Source organism: Stenotrophomonas maltophilia complex sp. Om-AH-Sm3 (genome assembly GCF_059337855.1).
Map to the genome: position 1 here is coordinate 80,391 of NZ_JBYBLQ010000004.1, position 20,249 is coordinate 100,639.

Sequence of the window (20,249 nt, forward strand, 5' to 3'; positions counted from 1 at the left end):
CGCGTAGCTTGCTGGCTCTGTCGCCTTCCATGCGATTCCCCTAAAGTGCGGCCTCTTCCAGCCGAATACTCGTCGGACTGGCAGTTATCCGCAGGGAAAGAGCATCGTGAAACAGGGACGTAAGGTACGCAGCCGCGCGTTGCGGTGGCGGTTGTCCGTGGGCGTGGGATTGGCCATCGCCGGCCTCCAGGCGCCGGCATGGGCGCAGACGGTGTCGCCGGAGCAGGAACTGCTCCGGCAGCAGGAGCGCGAGCGCCTCCTGCGTGAACAGCAGGAGTCCACGCCGGACGTCCGCCTGCAGCCGGCTACCGAAGACCTCGGCCACCTGCCGGTGGAGGAGTCACCGTGCTTCACCATCAACGCCATCGCGCTGCAGGGGGATCTTGCGGACCGCTTCCGCTGGGCGCTGGCGGCAGCTGATCCCCGCAGCGATCCCGCCACCGGGCGCTGCTTGGGTACGGGCGGCGTGGACGTCGTGATGAAGCGCGTTCAGAACGCGATCATCGAGCGCGGCTACGTCACCACCCGCATCCTGGCCGCACCGCAGGACCTGAAGGCCGGCATCCTGACGCTCACGGTCGTGCCAGGGCGCGTCAACGCCATCCGCTTCGCCGATGGAAAAGGCCGTACCCCCGCCCTCTGGAACTCGATGCCGGTGACGCGCGGCGAGGTGCTGAACCTGCGTGACATCGAGCAGGCGCTGGAGAACCTGCAACGCGTGCCGACTGCCTCGGTGGACATACAGATCGCGCCACCAGCCGACGGCGCGGCCGCCAAACCCGGCGAAAGCGACCTGGTGATCAGCTGGAAGCAGGCGCGCCCGGTACGGGTCAATCTGACCCTGGACGATGCCGGCAGCCAGAGCACGGGCAAGATACAGGCCGGTGCCACGGTGTCGGTGGACAACCCTGCGGGCCTGAGCGATCTGTTCTACATCAACGTGGGCAGATCGGTGTTCAATGGCAGCGAACGTGGCACCGACAGCTGGGCGGCGCACTACAGCCTGCCGCTGGGCGGTTGGTTGCTGGGCGCCAATGCCAGCAAGTACGACTATGAGCAGACCGTTGCCGGTGCGTTCGAGAACTACGTCTACAGCGGCTCCAGCCGCAATGCGGAACTGCGTTTGACCCGCATGCTGTTCCGCAATGCGCACGCCAAGACCAGCATGTACGCGCGTGGCTGGTATCGCGAATCGGACAACTTCATCAACGACACCGAGATTGAAGTGCAGCGCCGCCGCATGGCCGGCTGGGAGCTGGGCCTGGGCCACCGTCACTTCATCGGCAAGGCGACGCTGGATGTGAACCTGGCGTACCGCAAGGGTACCGGTGCCTTCAACGCGTTGCGTGCGCCGGAAGAGGCCTTTGGCGAAGGCACGGCGCATGGCCGCATCTATACCGCGGACGCGCAGCTGGTCCTGCCCCTGCAGTGGGTCAAGCAGAGCCTGCGCTACATCGGCAGCTGGCGCGCGCAGTGGAACCGCTCGCCATTGGTGCCGCAGGACCGGTTCTCCATTGGTGGCCGCTACACCGTGCGTGGCTTTGATGGCGAAATGTCGCTGACCGGTGAGCGTGGCTGGTTGCTACGCAATGAAGTAGGCGTGCCCCTGGGCGGCGGCGTGGAGGCCTACGTTGCCGTTGATCACGGGCGTGTTGCCGGCCCGTCCACGGCGCGATTGCTGGGCAACCGGCTCACCGGCACCGCGCTCGGACTTCGCGGTGGCACCCGCCACATCAACTGGGATGCGTTCGTCGGCAGCCCGCTGTCCAAGCCGCGTGGTTTCCAGACCGCCTACACCACGTTCGGAATGAACGTGGGCGTCTCGTTCTGACACCTGCACATGACCGGCCTGCGCAGTCCGCTGCGCGGCCAACACGATGTGGTACCGCGCAGCCTGCTGCGCATACAACCCAACAGCACCGAAAGGAATCAGCGCCGTGAACAAAGTCTACCGTCTGGTCTTCAACCGTACGCTCGGGGTCATGCAGGTGGCGTCCGAGCTGGTCAACGCCGCGCACGGCGGTGCCGACAACCGGGAAGGCCGTACGGTTGGCACGCTGCGTCCGATCAGTTTCGCGCTGTGGCTGATGCTGGGGTGGGTGGGTCTGGTGCAGCCGTTGTCCGCGCAGCAGGCGCCGGCCGACCCGGGCCGAATTGCCGCAGACCCCGGCGCGCCGGCGAACCAGCGCCCGACGGTGATCACCTCGGCCAACGGCACGCCCCAGGTCAACATCACCACGCCCAGCGCTGGCGGCGTGTCGCGCAATACCTACCAGCAGTTCGACGTCGGCCACCAGGGCGTCATCCTCAACAACTCGCGCGGTGAGGTGCAGACCCAGCTGGGCGGCTGGGTGCAGGGCAATCCGTGGCTGGCCACCGGTAGCGCGCGCGTCATCCTCAACGAGATCAACAGCAGCAATCCGAGCCACCTCAATGGCTACGTGGAAGTGGCGGGTGCGCGGGCGCAGGTGGTCATCGCCAACCCGGCCGGCATTCAGGTCAATGGCGCGGGCTTCCTCAATGCCAGCCGGGTGACCCTCACCACCGGTACGCCGATCGTCACCCAGGGCGTACTGGACGGGTACCGCGTGGAAGGTGGCAGCATCGGTATCGGTGGCGCAGGCCTGGATACCAGTCGCGCCGACTACACCGACATCATCACCCGTTCGCTGCAGGTCAACGCCGGCATCTGGGCCAACCAGCTGCAGGCCAGCCTTGGCAGCAACGTGGTCAGCGCTGACCACAGCAGTGTGCAGCTGCAGAGTCCTGCATCCGCGGCGCCCACCTTCGCGCTGGATGTGGGCGCGCTGGGCGGCATGTACGCCAATCGCATCTGGCTGGTCGGCAACGAACACGGCGTGGGCGTGAGCAACGCCGGCAAGATCGGCGCGCAGGCCGGCGAGCTGGTCGTCACTGCCGACGGCCGGCTGCAGAACACCGGCGCGATGCATGCGCAACAGGACCTGCGCATCGATGCCAGCGCGGGCATCGCCAATGCCGGCACGCTCAGTGCGGAGCGCGAGCTGCGCCTGCAGACCCCTGCGGATGTCGACAACAGCGGCGGCACCCTCAACGCGCGGCGCATCGAAGTAAATGCCGATGCACTGCGCAATCGTGGCGGCAGCATCGAACAGCTTGGAGCGCAGGTGCTGCAGCTGCAGGCGGCCGACGTCAGCAATCTGCAGGGCCGTATCGGCAACGTGGCCAGTGTGTCGCCGGGTACCAGCACCGGTACCCCGCCTGGCACGGGTACACCGGCAACCGGGACACCGGGTACGGGCAGCCCGGGTACCGGCACGCCAGGCACGGGTACTCCGGGCACCGGCTCTCCTGGCACCGGCACCCCGCCGGTCACGCCACTTCCGCCGCTGGCGGCCGGTGTGCTCAACATCGCCGGAACGCTGGGCAACGACGGCGGCCGCATCGAAGCCAGTGGCGACCTGCAGCTCAGCGCCCGCAACAGCCTGGACAACAGCGACGGTACCCTGGGCGCAAGCACCCTGCAGGTACAGGGACAGGCGCTGCGCAACATGCGTGGCACCCTGCAGGTCCAGGGCGCGGCCAGCGCGCAGGTGCAACAGCTGGACAACAGCGGCGGCCGCATGACCTTCGCCCGTGGCTTCGAGTTGAAGGCGATGTCGGCGATCAATCGCGGCGGCAGCCTCGCCCACGGTGGCAGCGCCGGGACGACCTGGACGATTGGCCAGCTCGACAACAGCGAGGGCAGCATCTCCAGCAATGCCACGCGCCTGGGTCTGGACATCGGCACCCTGGTCAACACGCGAGGTGGCATCAGCCACGCTGGCAGTGAAGGGCTGTTGCTGCGTGCGGGGGTCTTGGACGGTGTGCAAGGCAGCATCGCCACCGCAGGCGCGGCAGATCTGCTGCTGGGCCGTGCCGACCACCGCGGCGCGCAGCTGGTCGCCCGTCAGCTCGAGCTGACCGCACAGGACTTCGACAACCGTGGCGGCCGCGTGCTGTCCACCGGGCTGCAGGCCAGTACGCTCAATGTCCGCAATCACCTGGACAACAGCGACGGTGGCCTGCTGGCCAGCAATGCCGACCTGCAGATCGACGCGGCGTCCTTCGGCAATGCTGCCGGTACCGTGCAGCAGGCGGGCGCCGGCAACCTGCGCATTGCCACCGCCAACCTGCAGGGCCAGGGCGGCACTGTTCTCAGCAACGGCACCCTGCAGCTGCACGGCGATACCCTGAATCTGCGCAACGGCACCACCGCCGCGCAGCGCATCGATGTACGTGCCGGCGACCTGACCACCGCCGGTGGCACGCTGACCTCGACGGGCGGCGACGCGCTGCAGCTGCAGGTATCGCGCACCCTGGACAACAGCGGCGGCACCGTTGGCGCCAATGGTGCGCTGGACATCAACAGTGGCATCCTCATCAACGATGGCGGCAAACTGATCGCCGCAGGCACTGGCACCAGCCGCATCCATGCTAGCCAGCGGTTGCAGAACCAGCGCGGCCTGCTGTCCGGCAATGGCGATCTGGACATCAATGCCGATGGGCTGCTGAACGAGGGCGGCAGCATCGACCATGCCGGCACCGGCACGCTGCAGATCGAGGCGATCACCGTGCAGGGGGCTGGCGGCAGCATCGCCAGCAACGGCCAGCTGCAGTTGAGCGGGCAGCAGCTGGACCTGCAGAAGGGCAACACCCGCGCCCGTGACGTGAAGATCACGGCCACGGGCCTGGACACCAGCGGCGGCAGCCTGTTGTCCCTGGGCAACAATGCGATGCAGTTGCAGGTGCAGGGCCTGCTGCGCAACGACGGCGGCAGCATCAGCGCCAATGGCGCGCAACAGATCCAGGCGGGCGCGCTGTCCAACCGCGGCGGTGCGCTCAATTCGGCGGGTACTGCAGCGTCGCAGATCCGGGTCGACGGCACCCTCGATAACAGTGGCGGCAGCATCGCCAGCAACGCGGCCAATCTGCAGCTGAAGAGCGGCGCGCTGGTCAATGCCGGCGGTACCCTCAGCCATGCGGGCAGCGCCGGCCTGGTCATCGCTACCGGGCGCCTGGACGGGGCGAAGGGACAGATTGCCACTGCTGGCGCCCTGCAGCTCACTGCGGCCGAGGTCGACCACCAGGACGCATCGCTGGCTGCCGCACAGCTGGATATCACGGCGACCGGGTTGGACAACCGCGGTGGGCGCATCATCGCCACCGGCACCGGCGGCAACACGCTGCGCGTGCAGGGCACGCTGGACAATGGCAATGGAGGCACCGTTGCCAGCAATGGCAACCTGGACATCCACGCGCGCACCTTCGGCAACGCCGGAGGGACCGTGCAGCAGGCCGGTTCCGGCAGCCTGGTCATCACCACGCAGGACCTGACCGGCGCCGGTGGCACCCTGCTCAGCAACGGTTCGCTGGACCTGCAGGGCGACACCCTCGATCTGCGCGATGGCACCACGACGGCGCAACGCATCAGCATCGCCGGTGACAGCGTGATCACCGCGGGCGGCAATCTGAGCGCGCTCGGCAGCCAGGTGCTCCAGTTGCAGGCCCGCAGCCTGCTCGACAATACCGGCGGAACGCTGGGCAGCAATGGCGCCGTCGACGTGCATGCAGGCCGCTTCGTCAACGACCACGGCAAGTTGATCGCCGCCGGTGATGCTGCATCCGCAATCCGTGCCGCGCAGCTGGAGAACCGCAGCGGTTCGCTCTCCGCCAACGGCGACCTGCGCATCGAGGCGCAGATGCTGTCGGGCCAGGGCGGCAGCATAAGTGCTTCCCGCGCGCTGTCTCTGCAGGGCGGTTCATTGGATCTCCGCGGCGGCAGCGTGGCGGCCGAGCAGCTCGATATCGTGGCCGACAGCCTGGACAACAGTGCAGGCGCGCTGCGTGCAACCGGCAGCGGAACGCTGGCATTGCAAGTAAGCGGCCGGCTGGCCAACGACGCGGGCACCATCGCCAGCAACGGTGCGCAGCACATTGAAGCCGGCGAGCTCTCCAACCGTGGCGGCACGCTCAGTTCGGCCGGCAGCGCGTCCACTGAGCTGCGCGTCAATGGCCTCTTCGACAACAGCAACGGCACGCTGGCCAGCAATGGTGCGGCGCTGAAGATCGACGCCGGCGGCATGGCCAACGTCAAGGGCACGCTCAGCCATGCCGGCACGCAGGGCCTGCTGCTGCGTACCGGGCAACTGGATGGCCAGGGCGGCACCATTGCCAGCGCAGGGGGCATCACCCTTCAGGCGGGCAGCGTGGACCATCGCGGCGCCACCCTGCAGGCCGAGCGCATCACGCTGGACGCACAGTCGTTCGACAACCGGGCCGGCAAGGTCATCGCAACCGGTGCCGAGGGCAGCCGGATCGAGGTGGCCGGCACGCTGGACAACGGCGAGGGTGGCCTGCTGGCCAGCAATGGCGACCTGGGCATCCAGGCGGCGGTGTTCGGCAATGCCGGCGGTGGCGTGCAGCACGCCGGCGAAGGCGTGCTGTCGATCAACGCCGGAGCGCTCAACGGTACGGGCGGCACGCTGGTCAGCAATGGCAGCCTGCTGCTCAAGGGCACCACCACCGACCTGCGGGCGGGTGTCACCTCGGCCAAGCGGATCGAGGTGGACACCGGCACCCTGGTCACCGCCGGCGGCACGCTCACCGCGACCGGCGGTGACATGCTGCGGCTGAGCGCACGCGAACGCATCGACAACAGCGGCGGTACGGTGTCCAGCAACGGTGGCCTGGATCTGCGCAGCGCCGTGCTGGTCAACGCCGGCGGTACGCTGCAGTCCGCGGGTACAGCGGCCAGCCAGCTGAGCATCGGCCAGGACCTCAACAACCGCGGTGGCCGCATCCTGGCCAACGGTGGGCTCGGCATCGCTTCCGGCAGCATCGACAACCAGGGCGGTGCGCTGCACAGCGCTGAACGGCTGGTGGTCAAGGCCGATGGCCTGCTCGACAACAGCAACAAGGGCGTGATTGCCAGTGGCGCGCGCATGCAGGTGGCGGCGGCTTCGCTAGACAACCGCAGCGGCAGCATCGAGCAGGCGGGTGACGGCCTGCTGCAGATCGATGCCACTACGCTGCAGGGCCACGCCGGCCGTATCGTCAGCAACGGCGAGCTGCAGCTGAAGGGCGAGACCGTCGATCTGAGTGCGGGCACCACGGCCGCGCAGCAGGTCAGCATCGAGGTCGGCCAGCTCGACAACACGGCCGGTACGCTGAACGCCACCGGCAACCAGGCGATGTCGCTGCAGGTGCGCGGCGCGCTGGGCAATGACGGCGGCACCATTGCCGCCAACGGCGCGCAGCAGATCAGCGCCGGTTCGCTATCGAATGCGGGCGGCACGTTGAGCTCGGCAGGTACGTCCGACAGCCGGGTCACCGTCACCGGCCGATTCAACAACGGCGGCGGCACCCTCGCCAGCAATGCCGGCAACCTGCGTATCGATGCCGGGCAGCTGGTGAACGCTGCCGGCAGCATCGTCCATGCAGGCAAGGGCGTGTTGACCGTGCAGGCCAACCAGCTGGATGGAGCTGCCGGAAGCATCGCCACGGCAGGCGCATTGCAGCTGGATGCGATGACTGTGGACCATCGCGGCGCCACGCTCAGTGCCGATCACTTCAACATCAATGCCGACCGCTTCGACAACCAGAACGGCAAGCTGCTGGCGACGGGCACGCAGGCCAGCAGCGTGCAGGCCACCACCTCACTGGACAATGGTGGCAACGGTCTGATCGCCAGCAATGGCGACTTGGCCCTGACCAGCGCAGTGTTCGGCAATGCTGGCGGCACCGTGCAGCAGGCCGGCACCGGCACGCTGGCCATCAACGCGCACACCTTGAATGGCCAGGGCGGCAAGCTGCTCAGCAATGGCGCCCTGCAGTTGGCCGGCGAGACCACCGACCTGAGTGACGGCACGCTGTCGGCTGCCCGCATCGCCGTGGATACCGGCACGCTGCTCAACGCGGGCGGTTCGATCATCGCCTCCGGTCGCGATGCCTTGAAGGTGTCCGCGCGCGAAAGGCTGGACAACACCGGTGGCACGCTTGCCGGCAATGGCACGCTGGATCTGCGCAGCGCGCAGCTGCTCAACAACCGGGGCACGATCCAGGCTGCCGGCGGCGGTGGCAGCACCCTGGCGATCACCCGTGCGCTGGAGAATCGCGGCGGCCGCATCCTGACCACAGGAGACGCCACCCTCACAGCAGGCGCGTTCGACAATCGCGGCGGCACCGTGCACAGCGATGGCACCAGTGCGTTGACCGTGCGCGTCGACGGCCTGCTCGAGAACAGCGACAAGGGCACCCTGTCCGCCGGAGGCACGCTGCTGGCCGAGGCACAGTCCATCAACAACGACGGTGGCACCGTGGCGGCTGGTCAGGACATGCAGCTGACCAGCGGTGAAGTGCTGCGCAACCAGGCTGGCCTGGTCCAGGCCGGCAAGCACCTGCAGGTCTCGGCCAGCGGCCTGAACAACACCAGTGGCCGGATCATCGCCAACGACCTGCAGCTGGATACCCGCGGCCAGGCGCTGGACAATCGCAGCGGCATCATTGCCAGCCTTTCCGGAAATGCGGAGCTGCGCAGTGGTGCGCTGGACAATACCGGCGGGTTGTTGCAATCGGCGGCGGCGCTCAGCATCAACACTGGGGGACAGCGGCTGACCAATGCCAGTTCCAACGGCAACGGCATCGTCAGCAGCGGCACGCTGCAGATCCGCAGCGGCGATCTCGACAATCGTGGCGGCGCCGTGTCCGCCAAGTCCGGCGCCGACGTGCAGGCCATCAACATCGACAACAGTGGCGGTGGCTCGCTGGTGAGTGCGGCCGACCTGCTGCTGCGCGCGCAGCAGCTGGCCAACAGTGGTGGCAGCGTGACCGCCGGTGGCAACGCCGATATCGGCTTGCAGGGCGCGCTGCTCAACAGTGGCGGCCTGGTGGCCGCAACCGGCCGCCTCGACCTGCAAGCCAGCCACGTCGACAACCGCAATACGCTCAGCCCGGGCAATGGTCCTGCACTGGGGCTGCAGGGCAAGACCCTGCAGGTAACCACCAGCAACCTGGACAACCAGAACGGCCAGGTGATTGCGGACAACCTCGTGCTGCAGGTGAACCAGCGCCTGGACAACAGCGGTGGCCTGGTGTCGGCGGCCCTGGGCTCCGATGTCCGCGCCGATACCCTGGTCAACAGCGGCGGCACCCTGGTGGCCGGCAGGCAGCAGACCCTCCGCACCCGCGAGATCATCGGTGACGGCCGGCTGATGTCGCAGGGTGACATGACCCTGGAGCTGGGACAGAGCCACACCAACCGTGGCGAGATGGTGGCCAACGGCACGCTGAGCCTGTCCATCCAGGGCAACCTGGACAACACCGGCAAGCTGGCCGGCGCCAACGTCAACATCAATGCGGGCAACATCACCAATGCGTCCACCGGCGAGATCAGCAGCATCGGCCTGACCCGCCTTGCAGCGGGCGGCGCACTGGTCAACTACGGCCTGCTGGAAGGCAACGTCACCCATATCACCGCCGCGACCGTCGACAACATCGGCAGCGGCCGCATCTACGGTGACCGCGTCGCCATCCAGGCGGGCTCGCTCAACAACGTGGCGGCCAACATCGGTGGCGTGGACCGTGCAGGCACCATCGCCGCGCGCCAGCGCCTGGACCTCGGCGTCGGCACGCTGACCAACAGCGGCAAGAGCCTGATCTTCAGCGATGGCGACGCCGCCATCGGCGGCGCCCTGAACGGCTTGGCCGCAGTAGGCAGCGCGCAGCGGGTGGACAACATCGGATCCACCATCGAGGTCAGCGGCAACCTGGATCTGTCCGCGCTGGCAGTGAACAACATCCGCGAGAACGTAGTCGTGGAGAAGGTCACCACCGTGCACGCGCCGGTCCGGCTGGAGCAGCCCGGCTGGTTCAAGAACGCCAACAACAACAACCGCGATTTCAGGGCAACCTCGAACTACCAGCCGTACGAGATCTACTACCTTGATCCGTCGGACATCCTGGAAGACACCCCCTACGTCACCCCGGATGGCCAGCAGATCCGCAAGGCGGTCATCCGGCTGACCAGCAACACCAGCGCCTATGCCTTTGCCCGCGGCGGCGCGTATGGTGCGCGCGCTTCACGCGAACGCCTCAACGTGCAGGACGGCACCGTCACGATCTATTACGTCGGCCGTGCCGACAACCGCAACAATCCCGACCAGCTCGGCGCGGGCGCGGAAGATCCCTTCCGCGACCTGTCCGTCCGCGGGGCCGGTTCGCCGCCGATCGAGTACGTGACCGATACCCTCCGGTACAACAACGCCTACGGCACCTGCACCACCACCTGCGTGCAGCTCATCACTTATCCGGACTATGACAATCCGGACGCGACGCTGATCAACATGCAGCGCCACCCGCAGGAGACCAGCGGCAACGAGAAGACCCGTATTGCCACCCGCACCACCGTGGAAGACGTGGTGGTCTCGGCAGGCAACAACGCCGTGATCAATGCGGGCGGCAACATGCGGATCAGCACCGATCGGCTGGAGAACCGTTTCGCCAACATCGCTGCGGGTCGCGACCTGGCCATCGTCGGCCTGAATCGCGATCAATCCGAGGTGATCAATGCTGCCGAGCAGCTGACCCGCACCAGCACCTTCGACAACGTGTCCATCACCTACGGTGGCTCCTCCAGCCGCTGGAAGGCGGCACCGATCACCGAGAAGACCGGCGCGCTGGGTTCGTCGATAACCGCCGGTGGCAAGCTCACCATCGATGTCGGCAACCTGCGCAACGACAACACCGGGGGCAGCAACCCCAACGCCGGTGGTGGCAAGGGCACCGCGCAGGTGGATACCAACGGCCGCGGTGCAGGTGCGGTCGGTCCCGGCGCGGGCAGCGTGCAGGGGCCCGGCCAGAGCACGGGGCAGGGTGCGGGCAGCGTAGACGCGCAGGGGCCGGGCACCGCTGGCGCGGCGCAGGGGGCCAACGGCGGCCATCAGCAGGCGGTAACACAGGCCGACGGCGTGCGGGCAGACGCGGCGGGTGCCCAGGGCCCCGGCCAGGCCGGCAATGCCGGGGCGGGCGCTGGCACGGCGCAGGACATCAGTGCCACCCAGGCCGGGCAGGCCAATGCCAACGGCCCGGCGGCGGTGCGCGCCGGAGAGCATGCCGGCAGTGATGGCAATGCCGCGGTGGATGGCAAGCAGGCCACCACGACAACCGGTGCTGATCCGCGCGTGGTGGTCACCACCACCCCGAATGCCAGTGCGCCCACCGCCAGCCTGTTCAATGTGGACGCCAACCGTGGCAACCACATCGTGGAAACTGACCCGCGCTTTACCAGCTATCGTGATTGGCTCAGCTCGGACTATCTTCTGCAGCGCGCAGGCTTCGATCCCGCGCAGACGCAGAAGCGTCTGGGTGATGGCTTCTACGAGCAGAAGCTGGTGCGCGAGCAGATCGGCGAACTCACCGGCCGCCGCTTCCTTAGCGGCCACGCCAGCGACGAGGAGCAGTACCGCGCGCTGCTGGAGGCCGGTGCCACCGTGGCGAGCGAATGGGGCCTGCGCCCCGGCGTAGCGCTCACCGCCGAGCAGATGGCACGCCTGACCAGCGACATCGTCTGGCTGGTGGAAAAGGACGTCACCCTGGCCGATGGCTCGGTGGTTCGCGCGTTGGTCCCGCAGGTCTACCTGCGGGTGCTGCCGGGCGACCTTGGCAACGATGGCGCATTGCTGGCCGGCGCGGAGGTGGACGTCAAGCTGCGCGGTGACCTGGTCAACAGCGGCACGATTGCCGGCCGGCAGCTGGTCAGCATCGATGCCGGCAACATCCGCAACCTGTCCGGCGGCCAGATCAGCGGTGCGCAGGTGGGCCTGTCGGCGCGGCAGGACATCGACATCATCGGTAGTACCGTCAAGGCTACCGATGCGCTGGCGTTGAAGGCCGGCGGCAACATCACCGTGGCTTCGACTACCACGGAATGGAAGGACCAGGGCGATCGCCTGTCGCAGCAGAAGACCACGCTCGATCGCGTGGCTGGTCTGTATGTCACCAATCCCAGCGGCGACGGCGTGCTGTCGGTGGTGGCCGGCGGTGACATCGGCCTCAAGGCGGCAGAGGTCCGCAATGCCGGGAAGGATGGCATCACCCAGCTGGTTGCTGGCGGCACCCTGGACCTGGGTGCGCAGACGCTGGGCCAGAGCAGCGCGCTGAACCACGACAGCCGCAATCACACCAGCAACAGCCAGACCACGCATGCGGTGTCTTCGATTGAAGGCGCTGGCGATGTGGTGCTGGCAGCGGGCAAGGACATCAACCTGGCTGCAACCCGCATCAAGGCCGATGGCGGCATGGCCCTGCAGGCCGGTGGGGACATCAACAGCCAGGTGCTGGTGGACAGCCGCAGCAGCGACTTCAATGCCGGTGGCAAGCGCAGCTCGCTGCAGATCAGCCAGAGTGATGAGACCGTGCGCGGCAGCCAGCTGCTGGCTGGCGACAACATGGTGTTGAGGGCAAACCGCGATATCAATCTGACCGCTACCCGGGCCACCAGCTCGGATGGCACGTTGAGTGTGACCGCCGGTCGCGACGTCAACCTGCTCTCGGCCAGCGAGACGCATGACTTCAGCCTGGACAGTTACGATAAGAAAAAGAAGACACTTTCGAGCACCACCACCACCCGCCATGCCGAGAGCAGCGACAGCTACGCGATCGGCACCGGTCTGATGGGCGAGAGCGTGAGCGTCACCGCCGGCCGTGACCTGACCGCGGTGGGCGCGATGGTCGATGCCACGGGTACGGTCGTTCTCGGCGCTGGCAACAATGTGCTGATCACCTCCGCTGAGGACCATCACAGCAGCGAGTCCAGCGAGAGCAGGAAGAAGTCCGGCTTCACCGGTGGCTTCCCCAATGGCACCGCTTCGATCGGTTACGGTAGCTCGAAGAACAGCAGCAGCACTGCCGAGCAGTCGACCACCCAGGTCGGCTCGGCCATCGCCTCGCGCGAAGGCAGCGTGCTGATCAACGCAGGCAACCAATTGACGGTCGCGGCGTCCGACGTGGCGGCAGGCAAGGATCTGACCCTGGTCGGCAGGGACATCAACCTGGTTGCCCGGCAGGACACCGTGGATACGCAGTCCAGCCAGTCGAGCAAGTCCAGCGGCTTCTCGGTGGGCGTCACCTACGACCCGGCCAAGGCGTACCGCGCCGCACGCGACAACGCTACCGAAGGCATGGCCGACAGCGGCACGATGATGGGCCGGATCACGCGCACCGCCGAGGGCGTGGCGGCCGGCGTGTCGGCGGCCGTGCTGCCGGCGATCACGGCCGGCAGCCAGCGATCCAACAGCAACCAGAGCCACTCAACCAGTGATGCCCGGGTCAGCAATCTCAATGCAGGCGGCAATCTCTCGCTGATTGCCAACGGCGGCTCGATCACCAGCCAGGGCGCGCAGATGTCGGCCGAGGGCAATGCCGCCCTGCTGGCTACCAAGGACATCGTGTTCGATGTCGCGCACAACACCGAGCGCAGTGACAGCGACAGCCGTGGCAAGGGTTGGGGTATCGCCACCAACTCGGCAGGCCTGCCGTTCGGCACCAACAACTCACGCAGCGATGGCGCCGGACAGAGCGACACCATTACCGGCACCCAGCTGTCGGTCGGTGGTGGCGTGCGCATGGCCACCACGGAGGGTGACATCAGTCTCACTGCTGCGAACATTGCGGCGGAGAAGGACGTCAGCATCCGTGCTGCGGGCGATCTGACGATCCGTAGCGGGCAGGACACGGTCAGCAATGCCAACCGCTCGGACAGCAAGGCGATCGGCACTGTGCAGATCTCCGATACCGAGAAATTCTCCGGTTGGCATCGCGAACAGCATCGCGATGACAGCGCGCAGGTCTCACAGGTGGCCAGCACCGTCGGCAGCCTCGGCGGCAACGTCAACCTCACCGCAGGTGACAAGTACACCCAGAGCGCCAGCAATGTAGTGGCAGCCAAGGACGTGAACATCACCGCTGCCGAGATCGAGCTGCTGACCGCCGACGAAAGTGGCCACTACTCGCAGAGCGACAAGGACCTGAAGATCGGTGCCTTCGCGCGGGTGAAGTCGCCGTTGATCGATCTGCTCAACAACGTCGACGCCGCGCGCAAGTCCGACGATCGCCTGCAGAAGATGCAGGGACTTGCCGCTGGTGCCAATGCCTATCAGGCCGCCAGTGCCATCTCCAGCATGGCCGGCAAGGGCGGAGGCGGGGCACTGCTCAGTGCCGAGGCCGGCGTCGGCTTCAAGACCTCCAGCAGCAGTGCCGATGGCAGCAGCCAGGTCTCGCGAGGCTCCACCATCCAGGGGGGCGGCAACGTCAACCTGACCAGCACCCAGGGCGACATCCACGTGGTGCAGGGCAATCTGAGCGCGGGCAACACGCTCAGCCTGGATTCGGCCGGTGACATCCTGCTGGAAGCGGGCAGGGCGCATGTGGCCGACCGTAGCAAGAGCAGCAATGCCGGCGCCGAAGTCGGCGTGGGCGTTGCGGTGGGCGCGCAGACCGGCGTGTACGTGTACGCCGAAGCCAGCGTCGGCAGCAGCAAGTCCAACGCCGAGAGCAGCACCTGGCAGAACACCACGCTGACCGGCAAGAACATCTCGATGAAGGCTGAGGGCGACACCACGCTGCGTGGGGCCACGGCGACCGCTGATCGCATCGACGTCAAGACCGGCGGCACGCTGACCATCGAGTCGTTGCAGGACATCGCCGAGAGTATGTCGAAGAACAGCCAGGTGGGCGGCCGCGTGCAGGTGTCGTTCGGTACCGCGTGGAATGCCGACGGTTACGCCAGTGCAGGCAAAGCCAACGGCAGCTATCAGGGCGTTGGCCAGCAGAGCGGCCTGTTTGCCGGCAATGGGGGGTACCACGTCGATGCCGGCCAGGTGAACCTGGTGGGTGGCGCGATCGCCAGCACCAATGCGGGCAACAGTGAACTGACTGCGGATACGCTGACGTTCACCGACCTGCAGAACCACATGGACTACAAGGCCAGCTCCGGCAGCATCAGTGGTGGCTTCGGCAACGGGGGCAAGGGACCGGCCGGCAAGGGTGTGGGGGTCGGCGAGCAGCTGAAGGGCATCGGCACGAGCATCGTGACGGGCAAGTTGGAGGGGCCGACGGGTGTCTCAATGGGTGGCGGGCTGCCCATGCATGAGAGCGGCAGCGACAGCTCCAGCACGCGCGCGACACTGACCGAGGGCAACATCACCATTGGCGGCAGGAAGACCACCGCGGCCGAGCTGGGTGTCAACACCGATGCAGCCGCTGCACACCGTGCGCTGGACGCGATGCCTGATGCCAACAAGCTGCTGGTCGATCAGCAGGCGATGGCGAACGCAGCCAGCACGGTGCTCGCCACCAGCAAGCAGGTCGCCGTGGATGTGCAGGCCTATCAGAGCAACAAGGCAACCCAAGCGTACTACGACAGCCTGTCAACGGAACAGAAGAAGGCGTTCAACGCGCTGAGTGCGGAACAACGCGATGCGGTGCTGACGGCAAACAGCCCAGCCTACGAAAATGCCAAAAAGTGGGGCACGGGCGGCGAATACAACCGTGCATTGAACGCGGTGACGACAGCGCTTGTGGGAGGCGTAGCGGGACAAGGTGCTGGTCAGGTCGCTTCCAATGCACTGGCGCCCTATGCCGCCTATTTCATCGGCAGCACGCTTGACCCGAACCATGGCAGTGACCCGAACGCGACGCTTCAATTGCTGTCGCATGCGGTGTTGGGTGCGCTGCTGGCGGAAGCCAATGGTGGCAGTGCGGGGACCGGTGCCGTGTCGGCGGCAGGCGGCGAGTTGGCTGCGAAGGTGCTGACCAATACGTTGACCGGGGGAGATCCTTCCAGATTGAGTCCGGAACAGAGGGAGATGGTGCTGGCGTTATCGCAGGCGGTGGGTGCGCTGGCGGGTGGGCTGTCGGGGCAGGATCTGGCTGGGATCACGTTGAATGCGGGGATCGCCAAGAACTCGGTTGAGAACAACTTCCTTGGCCATGTCGATCAGAAGAGGCTTGCAAGCCTGCGCGAAAAGTCACAGAAGGGTGGTCTCACGCCCCAGGAGTCCACGGAGCTCCTGTACCTAGATGCCGGCGATCGCATGAGCGATGGCCTGCTCAACAAGCTGTACGCGGGTGAAAAGCTCACAGAAGCGCAACAGCGCAATCTTGAGATCTACCTTGGTACGTACGCGCAGCAGAATGGCGCAGACGCGGCTGCCGCCCTCGTTGCTGGCGGATTCCGCAAAGCAAGTGAGTTCCCATACTCCGGTCTGTCATCCGACAAGCGGCAGTATGCGGATGAGAACTTCTCTGCCTTCGAGCGATACATCTGGAGGCCACAGGGTATCAATGAAGCGATCTACAACGAGGCCATCATCAAGTCGGGCTTGCAGATCTGGCGATCCGAAGATCTGCTTCCAACTGCGATGAGGCAAAGGCACGACTTCGCGTTGCTTGATGCACAGATCGCGAGCCCCCTGGCCAGTGGCGCCTATCTCTTCGGCACGGCGGCAGGGTTGAGCGATGATGATCGCTACGCCCTTACCATGACCGCTGGGAACATCGCGCTGATAGCTGGCGCGGTGGCAGCTGGAAAGACTGGACTTCTGCCGGTGACCGGGAGGCTGGGAATAAACCCGTCTACTGGCGCCGCATCAGGCAGCAGGGCATCCAGTGGGAGTCGCAGTCGCGATACGCTTGCAGGCAGAGATACTACTGCGCTAGGGGCTGCTGGCAAGGCAGGTGAGAATGTTACTGAGCGCGGAACGCTTGTAAATCTTATTCCGGCTGATCTGGCCGTGCAGCAGAAGCCAGTCCGCGTGCTAGTTCAGGATGATGCCGGGCGTTACTGGCTGAAGACTGAAAGTGGCAAGCTCATTACTCCGTCTGGTAGGTACGACTTCGTGACCATGCCGGATGGTACGATTCGTGCCTCCCGTCCTGGGCCAAACCAGGATTACTCTACCCACTTGGGCTTGAGCGGAGGTGGAGAGGTGAAGTATGCCGGATCTATCCGATTTGGAAATAATGATGGTCCGAATCGCGGGAAGGTGGTGGATTGGAATAACAACTCCGGTCATTACAAGCCTCCGGCGACTCTCAATGGGGGAGCCGGTCTCCCGCTGGATAAGTTCAATGGATCTAACGGTCGTTAATGAATTCTAGGTGGTTTTATGGATGAGAGGGTTAGAAAGCTCTGCGGTGAGATGTCTGCAATGGACGCTACGGCCGCATCAGAGTGGCTGATGGGTTACGCGCCATTGAAATCGGACAATTATCGGGATGCATTTGTTCTGATGAAGTGCCGCTCTTGGCCAAGGGCAGAGCAAAAGAAGCTGGCAAACTACTATTTGCAGGGTGTTCCTTTTGCGAGCTCATATCCCTACGAGGTGTTTCTTTCGTTTATGTCGGTGAGATCGTTCTTGAGTTGTCTTGATGCTTTCATTCCAGAGGCCGGTGCCTATCGTGACCTTCTTGCCTACCATATTGGTCCAGTTCTGGATCGGGCTGGAAAGAATGATTCGGATCGGGCGTTGATTGCGGAATTCATGGGTAAGATCAGCGGATAAGAGGATCATTGCGTCCGATTGCCCGATAGGCGGATGAGACCGCTCTGCCGCAGCACAAGATCTTTGATGATGGCGCCGCTATAAAGGTTCGACGATGAGCATTTCGCTCGAAGTCGAGGTCGGTTCCAGCCTCGAGGTCGTGCTACAAGCCTTGGATTCTATCCAGTTCGCATATTCCGATGATCTGGACAAGCTACAGCGGTATCTCCCAGCGTCCAACACGGGATTCGGTTTCCGTATCGTTGAACCGCCGGAGGCTGTCGTCGCGGAAGGGCAGGAGGCCGAGTGGCGTGTGGGGCTGATGGGTTCGTTCCATTTCCGCGCAGGCGGATTTGAATGCGCTTGGGAGGAAATTTGCCGTTTCATCAAGCGCTATGCTGCGGCATGTGAATCGCGGTTCGTGCTTTCCTTCCAGTTCGAGAGCATCTATGCCGCAAGATTTGGGCAGGATCTGATCTTTCCGGGTCCTGCTGCCTCGTAGTGCCGCTTCGCTCTTTCCATGTGATTCGCTACATCTTCATGATCAGGCACAGCCATCAGCACGCGGACTGAGGAGCCACCGGCGATGTCGATCGGTACGCTGCGTCGAACCACGGCCGCAGTCCATGGTTACAATCTGCCCATGATCAGCCCCCGCCTTCTGGTTTCCGCACTGCTGGCGCTGGCCCTTTCGGCCTGCACGGCTACCGCGCCCGTACAGCACAACCCGCTCGCCACCTGGGTGCCGTCACCCAACCAGAACGCGCGTACCCCGCTCATCATCGTCATCCATCACACCGAGCAGAAGTCGGTGCAGCAGAGCCTGCATACGCTGCGTACCGCCAACAGCGGTGGGCCGGTCAGTGCGCACTACCTGATCGGCGCCGATGGCCATCGCTACCAGCTGGTCGCTGATGAGCGCCGCGCCTGGCACGCCGGCGCCGGGCGCTGGGGCACCATCACCGATCTCAACTCGGCTTCGATCGGTATCGAGCTCGACAACGATGGCCGCAGCCCGTTCAGTGCAGCGCAGATCGAATCGCTGATCGTGCTGCTGCGCGATCTCACCACGCGCCTGAACATTCCGCCGCGCCAGGTGATCGGCCATGCCGACCTGGCGCCGACGCGCAAGCAGGATCCGAGCCGCTTCTTCCCATGGCAGCAGTTGGCCGAGGCCGGCTTCGGCGTGTGGCCGCGCGCGGCCGACGGCGCGGCACCGGAAGGCTTCGACGCGTGGAATGCGCTGGCCCGCTTCGGTTATCCGCTCGACAACCGCGACGCCACCGTCGCCGCCTTCCACCGCCGGTTCCGTGGCCGCGACGACCTGCCGAAGACGCTGGATGCCGAGGACGCCCGTATCCTGCATTCGTTGCTGCTGCAGATGCCGTGACACCGCGCATGAACGCTTGACCCCGCGCTGGGTTGCCGCACAGCGGCCGGCACTCCACCATGGCGGCATGATCGATTCCGCTACCTTCTTCAAGCGCAAGCACTGGACCCTGTTGGCAGCGGCGGTGCTCGCCGGTTGCGCCACCACCGCTCCCCGCACGGGCTCCGAAGCGCCCACGCCGACCCCGCCGCCGGCGGCCACCTACGCCAAGGTCGACTGGAAAGCCCTGCCCGCAGTCTCCGACGCTGATCTGCAGGCGGGCTTCGTGGCTTGGCGCAGCAGCTGCGCCCGCCTGAAAAACGACGCGGTCTGGGCCAAACCCTGCGCCACCGCCGCAGCGGTGTCAGACAAGGACCCGGCCGCGATCCGCCAGTTCCTGCAGCGCGACCTCGATGCCTACGCGCTGCGTGCCGGTGGCCATCAGGCCGACGGGTTGATCACCGGCTACTACGAGCCGATCTACCCCGGCAGCCTCACCCGCACCGACAAGGCGACGGTACCGGTCTACGGCACGCCCGATGATCTGGTGGTGGTGCAGCTGGACAGCCTCTACCCGGAACTGAAGGGCAAGCGCCTGCGCGGTCGCGTCGAAGGCAAGGTGCTCAAGCCCTATGACGACGCCGGCACCATCGCGGCCAAGGGCGCCAAGGCCCCGGTGCTGGCGTGGCTGACCGACCCGATGGACCTGCAGCTGCTGCAGATCCAAGGGTCCGGCCGCGTGCGCCTGGCCGATGGCAAGCAGGTGCGGCTGGCCTACGCGGAACAGAACGGCCATCCCTACCGCGCCATAGGTCGCTGGCTGGTGGACCAGGGCCAGCTGAAGAAGGAAGACGTCACCATGGACGCGATCCGCGCCTGGGCACGGGCCAACCCCGCGCGCGTGCCGGAACTGCTGCGCAGCAACCCCAGCTACGTGTTCTTCGTGCGCACCCCGGACAGCCCGGAAGGCCCGCGCGGTTCACTGAACGTGCCGCTCACCGCCGGTTACAGCGTGGCAGTGGATCGCACCGTGGTGCCGCTGGGCAGCCTGCTGTGGCTATCCACCACGCGCCCGGACGGCAGCCCGGTGGTGCGCCCGGTGGCCGCGCAGGACACCGGCGGCGCCATCGCCGGTGAAGTGCGCGCCGACCTGTACTGGGGTAGCGGCGACGCCGCCGGCAAGCTGGCTGGCGACATGAAGCAGAAGGGCAACATCTGGATGCTGTGGCCGAAGGGCGTGCCCCTGCCCAACTGAACCGGCAAGGGTTGGATCCCTTCCAAAGGAAAGGGCTCTGACCCCGGATGCCTGATAATGGCGCCAT

At 65.9% G+C, this 20,249-nt stretch carries 6 protein-coding genes; all 6 read left to right on the forward strand.

Annotated features, from left to right (window positions below):
• The first annotated feature begins 106 nt into the window (after positions 1-106).
• The gene (locus tag AC10QF_RS06720) at positions 107-1,831 is read left to right on the forward strand and encodes a ShlB/FhaC/HecB family hemolysin secretion/activation protein (protein ID WP_111176817.1); all 1,725 of its coding nucleotides are present in this window, start codon (positions 107-109) and stop codon (positions 1,829-1,831) included.
• A gap of 106 nt (positions 1,832-1,937) precedes the next feature.
• A complete protein-coding gene (locus AC10QF_RS06725) occupies positions 1,938-17,165 on the forward strand; it encodes a hemagglutinin repeat-containing protein (protein ID WP_494541964.1) in 15,228 nt (5,075 codons plus the stop codon).
• An 18-nt stretch (positions 17,166-17,183) separates the two neighbouring features.
• The gene (locus AC10QF_RS06730; RefSeq protein WP_134709074.1) at positions 17,184-17,579 is read left to right on the forward strand and encodes a hypothetical protein; all 396 of its coding nucleotides are present in this window, start codon (positions 17,184-17,186) and stop codon (positions 17,577-17,579) included.
• 94 nt (positions 17,580-17,673) lie between these two features.
• On the forward strand, positions 17,674-18,060 hold the full coding sequence (locus tag AC10QF_RS06735; RefSeq protein ID WP_069138134.1) for a hypothetical protein: 387 nt from the start codon (positions 17,674-17,676) through the stop codon (positions 18,058-18,060).
• Positions 18,061-18,201: 141 nt separating this feature from the next.
• Entirely contained in the window at positions 18,202-18,948 is a 747-nt protein-coding gene (locus AC10QF_RS06740) for an N-acetylmuramoyl-L-alanine amidase (RefSeq protein WP_069138225.1), read from the forward strand.
• Positions 18,949-19,015: 67 nt separating this feature from the next.
• Positions 19,016-20,182 (forward strand): murein transglycosylase A, encoded by a 1,167-nt coding sequence (gene mltA, locus AC10QF_RS06745; RefSeq protein ID WP_494541965.1) that lies wholly within the window; start codon positions 19,016-19,018, stop codon positions 20,180-20,182.
• The last annotated feature ends 67 nt before the right edge of the window (positions 20,183-20,249 follow it).